Annotated in this window: 5 protein-coding genes; 3 read left to right on the plus strand and 2 right to left on the minus strand. The window is 76.1% G+C overall.

The genetic code is table 11. From position 1 onward, the window contains the following. Positions 1–119 precede the first annotated feature (119 nt). Entirely contained in the window at positions 120–1,010 is an 891-nt protein-coding gene (locus ACQRUO_RS38685; protein WP_428320873.1) for a M23 family metallopeptidase, read from the minus strand. Between the two features lie 369 nt (positions 1,011–1,379). Between ACQRUO_RS38685 and ACQRUO_RS38690 the strand changes: the two genes are divergently transcribed. The 3 genes from ACQRUO_RS38690 (at position 1,380) to ACQRUO_RS38700 (ending at position 3,777) form a co-directional block, all read left to right on the plus strand. After that, the gene (locus tag ACQRUO_RS38690) at positions 1,380–2,534 is read left to right on the plus strand and encodes a threonine aldolase family protein (protein WP_428320874.1); all 1,155 of its coding nucleotides are present in this window, start codon (positions 1,380–1,382) and stop codon (positions 2,532–2,534) included. Positions 2,535–2,779: 245 nt separating this feature from the next. Then, the gene (locus ACQRUO_RS38695) at positions 2,780–3,016 is read left to right on the plus strand and encodes a hypothetical protein (RefSeq protein ID WP_428320875.1); all 237 of its coding nucleotides are present in this window, start codon (positions 2,780–2,782) and stop codon (positions 3,014–3,016) included. Positions 3,017–3,075: 59 nt separating this feature from the next. Further along, on the plus strand, positions 3,076–3,777 hold the full coding sequence (locus tag ACQRUO_RS38700) for a Clp protease N-terminal domain-containing protein (protein ID WP_428320876.1): 702 nt from the start codon (positions 3,076–3,078) through the stop codon (positions 3,775–3,777). A gap of 13 nt (positions 3,778–3,790) precedes the next feature. Here ACQRUO_RS38700 and ACQRUO_RS38705 read toward each other — a convergent pair. Beyond that, on the minus strand, positions 3,791–4,550 hold a 760-nt coding region (locus ACQRUO_RS38705), incomplete at its 5' end, for a hypothetical protein (RefSeq protein WP_428320877.1).

The following is a 4,550-nucleotide window of genomic DNA, read 5'->3' on the forward strand; positions in this document are numbered from 1 at the left end:
CGGCGCAGTAGGCCCGCGCCGGGGCCGCCACCGGGGCCGCCACCGGGGCCGCCACCGGGGCCGCCCCCGGGTCGGCCCCGGCCCGGCCCGGACGGCTGCGGCCGGTCCCCGGACCGGTGCTACAGGCCGTTGACTCCGTGCGCCTGGAGGTAGGCGACCGGGTCGATCACCGCGCCGTAGGTGTTCACGGTGCGGATCTCGAAGTGCAGGTGTGGCCCGGTGGCGTTGCCGGTCATGCCGGAGGCGCCGAGCCGCTGACCGGCCGTCACCCGCTGCCCCTCCTCGACGTCCAGCCGCGACAGGTGGGCGTACTGCGCGAAGTGACCGTCGGGCAGCTGCAGCACCACCTCGTTCCCGTAGGCGCCGGCCCAACCGGCGGAGACCACGGTGGCGTCGGCGACGGCCAGCAGCGGGGTGCCGGAGCTCACCGCGAAGTCCACCCCGGTGTGGTAGCCGGCCGCGTAGCCGGCGTCGGGGACGCCGAAGCGGTAGCTGATCCGGGCCCCGGGCGCCGGCGGCGACCAGCCGGGGGCCGAGGGCGGCACGGGGGGCGTCGGCCGCTCCGGTGCCGTGGGCGCGTGCGGCGCGGCGGGGGGCGCGGGCGGCGCCAACGGGGCGGAGTGCGCCGCCGTGGCCAGGCTGCCGGCCACCGAGACCGCCTGGCCGCCCGGCCGGTGGCCGCGGGAGGCCCGGTAGGCGCTGGGGGCGCTCAGCTGGACCATGGTGTCGAAGGCGAGCGGCCCGCGCGCCGTGCCGAAGGCCGAACTCTCCGGCGTGGTCGGGTGGACCGTCTGCGCCGCCGCACTGCCCGGCACCGCGGCCAGGGCCACGCCCAGCAGGGCCGCCCCGGCGAGCGCCGACGAGATCGCCTTGTGCCGGTGCCGCCCGTGGAAGACGGGGTAGCGGCCGCCGCTCGGCCGGGTGGCGAAACGTTCCGGCTCGGCGGGCCGGGCGGGCTCGGCGCGGGTATCGGCGGGACTGTCGGCGGGACCGTCGGCAGGAGTGTTCATCTGTGCTCGGACCTCGCAGCAGGTTCGGGGCGGCGCGGAGCGAGCCCTGCAGGGGCGGACGCGGCCGGGGGAACATCCAGGTGTAACCGTCGGTGAGGTGGTAGCGAAATCCGATGAACTACGACGGCGTGTAGTGGAAGGCGGTTCAGATTTTCAGGCAATCGGCGGATTGGTCTGCCGATCGGATCATCGGCCCGCTGCTCCATCTACTACCCGCCCCCGTAGTGGCCCGCCGGCCTGTGACCAGGACCACGGCCGACCAGGAGCACGGCTGCGGAGTACGGCCGCGGAGTACGGAAGCCGGGCGGGGCCGCCGTCCAGCCGTCGTCCACGGGTTCGGTCCCGGGCATTCCCCGCAGCCATCTCCTGATGGACCATCAGGAGATGGCCTACGAGTCCCCTGCTCGACCCGATGCGGCCCGCCGCTTCGCGCTCTGGCGCTCCGGCCGCCGGATCCTCTCCGGGCGCCGCCCGGTCACCCTGCACGAGAGCCTCGCGGCCCTGGGCGCCGACGCCCGCACCGCGGTCGGGCCGCTGGAGTCGCCCGACGTCTACGGCGACGGTGTCGTCGCCGAGTTGGAACAGCGGGTGGCCGACCTGCTCGGCAAGCCGGCCGCGCTCTTCTTCCCGACCGGGACCATGGCCCAGCAGGTCGCGCTGCGCTGCTGGGCCCGTCGGCAGGGCGAGCCGGTGGTGGCCGCCCACCCGCTCTACCACCTGGAGACCCACGAGCGCCGCGCCTACCGGCGGTTGACCGGCCTGGACGCGGTCTGGCCGACCACCGCGCCACGGCTGCCCACCGCCGCCGAACTGCGCGAGTTCGACGAGCCGTTCGGCGTGCTGATGCTCGAACTGCCGCTGCGCGCAGCCGGCTTCGTGCTGCCCGGGTGGGGCGAGCTGACCGCCGCGGTGGCCGCCGCCCGGGAGCGCCGGGCGGCCGTGCACCTGGACGGCGCCCGGCTCTGGGAGGCGGCCGCCCACTACGGCCTGCCGCTGCCGCGGCTGGCCGCGCTGGGCGACTCGGTGTACGTCTCCTTCTACAAGGCGCTGGGCGCGATGAGCGGGGCCGCGCTGGCCGGCGGTGCCGACCTGGTCGCCGAGGCCCGCCCCTGGCGGCACCGCTACGGCGGCCTGGTGCACCAGCAGTGGCCCGCCGCGCTCTCGGCGCTGGCCGCGCTCGGCCGCGAACTGCCCCGGCTGCCCGAGTACCTGGCCCAGGCCGCGGTGGTGGCCGAGGGGCTGGGCCGGGTGCTGGCCGAGGTGCCCGGCGGGCGGCTGCACCCCGAGCCGCCGCACACCCACCAGTTCCAGCTGCTGCTGCCGCACCCGCCCGAGCGGCTGACGGAGGCGAACCTGCGGCACGCCGAGCTGACCGGGGACGCGCTGTTCGGCGGCTTCGCCGAGTCCCGCGAGCCCGGGCTGGCGGTGACCGAGGTGACGGTGCTCGCCCCGGCCCTGGCCTGGACCGCCGAGCAGGTCGCCGACTCCTTCGCCGGCTTCCTCAAGCTGCTGGGGCCTGTCTGACCACTCCCGCCGGGCGCGCGACGCCGGGCATCCCGCCTGAACGCACCGGCGGACCATCCAAGTACGACCCAGTACGAGGACGATCCGCCGGCACGCCCAGCCGGGCGCCCACCGCCGCGCGCTGATCCGACGCGAGTGGTCAGACAGGCCCCAGGACCCGTCTGACCACTCCCGTAGGGCGGGCCAAGGCCGTGATCCGGTGGCGGTACCCGAAACCTGGGCGGGCCGCGCTCGTTGAGCAGCGCATGAAGAAGCGCAGCATGCTCGCCGTGGCCTCCCTCGCCGTCGGTTTCGCGGCCTCCCTCGCGGCGCCGAGCGCCGCCCACGCCGACTCCCCGCTCGGCGACAGCGGCGCCAAGGTCAACTCCAACGGCAACAGCCTCCCGGTGGTGGGCCAGGTCAGCCAGCTGCTCGGCAACCACGGCGGCCCGGCGGTGAGCTCGCCCACGGCGGCCACCGAGGGGATGCTGGGCGGCGAGTAGCGGCGAGCTGTTGTCAACCGTAGGTTGACGCCCGAGCGGCGTCAACCTACGGTTGACACATGACGCACTCCATCCGCCTCGACGACCTGATCGAGGGCATCAAGAAGACCCACACCGATGCGCTGGAGCAGCTCTCCAGCGCCGTCGTCGCCGCCGACCACCTGGGGGAGGTGGCCGACCACCTGATCGGCCACTTCGTCGACCAGGCCCGCCGCTCCGGCGCCTCCTGGACCGAGATCGGGCGCAGCATGGGCGTGACCCGGCAGGCCGCGCAGAAGCGGTTCGTGCCGAAGGACCCCGCCGACCCGAGCGAGGTGGTCACCCTCGACCCCGGCCAGGCCTTCGCCCGCTTCACCGACCGGGCGCGGAACGTGGTCATGGCCTCCCAGGAGGAGGCCCGCACCGCGGGCAACGCCGAGATCGGGGTCGACCACCTGCTGCTCGGCCTGCTGCACGAGCCCGAGGGCCTGGGCGTGCAGCTGCTGGTGGCCGCGGGGCTCGGGGTCGACGCCGTCCGTACGGCGGCGACCGCGGTGCTGCCGGCGCCGGGGGGCGAGGTGCCCGAGCTGATCCCGTACGACGGCCCGGCGAAGAAGGTCCTGGAGCTGACCTTCCGTGAGGCGATCCGGCTCTCCCACAACTACGTCGGCACCGAGCACCTGCTGCTCGCCCTGCTGGAGCACGAGCACGGCAGCGGTGTGCTGAGCGGCCTGGGCCTGGACAAGGCCGAGGTCGAGCGGCAGCTGTCGGCCCGCGGCTGAGCCGGTCCCGCCCTCAGCCCGCCGCCACTGCCGCCGCCGCGACCGCCGCCGCCCGCCGCGCTGCGCGGGCCGCCAGCACCCGGTCGAGCGCGCCGCCCAGCGCGAGCCCCGCGACCAGCAGCAGCGCCGCCGGCAGGTAGTTCGCGGCGCTCAGCGGGGCCGGGTCGACGCTCCGCCGGTCGGCGACCACGCAGGCGGCCAGCAGGGCCGGCAGGCAGAGCGGGGCCCACCAGGGGTAGCGGCGGTGGGAACGGATGCTCGCGACGGTCCAGACGAGGAACAGCGCGGCCGCCAGCAAAGCGGCGACCAGGTACGAGAGGTGCGCGCCGACCTGGCTGTCCGGCGCGCCCTCCGGGGCGACCGTGACCCCCTCGTAGCGGATCCCCAGGACCGCCGAGCCGTCCGAGGCGTGCAGCACCTGGATCCTGGAGCCGTTGGCCAGGCCCTGGAAGGCCGGGGGCAGCGCGGCCACGTCGTAGTAGCCGGGGTCGGTGGCGGAGCCACCGCCGTCCACCAGGAGCAGCACGCCGCCGCCCCCGCCGCCGTCGTCCTCGACCGAGTCCAGCAGCCGGTCCTCGGTCACGATGCAGGTCTGCGCGCCGGCCCGGTCGCAGCTCGGCATCGCGCGGTAGCGGTCCGCGGTGCCGGCGGCGCCGGCCAGCTGCACGGCCGCGGCGACGGTCAGCAGGACGGCGGCCGTCCCGGCCAGCGCGGGCCACAGGCCGCGCAGCCCCGACCGGAGCCGGCCCACCCCGCGCGGCGCGGTGGGCGCG

Origin of the sequence: Kitasatospora sp. LaBMicrA B282 (assembly GCF_050325825.1) — a bacterium.
In the GTDB taxonomy this organism is placed as follows: Bacteria; Actinomycetota; Actinomycetes; order Streptomycetales; family Streptomycetaceae; genus Kitasatospora.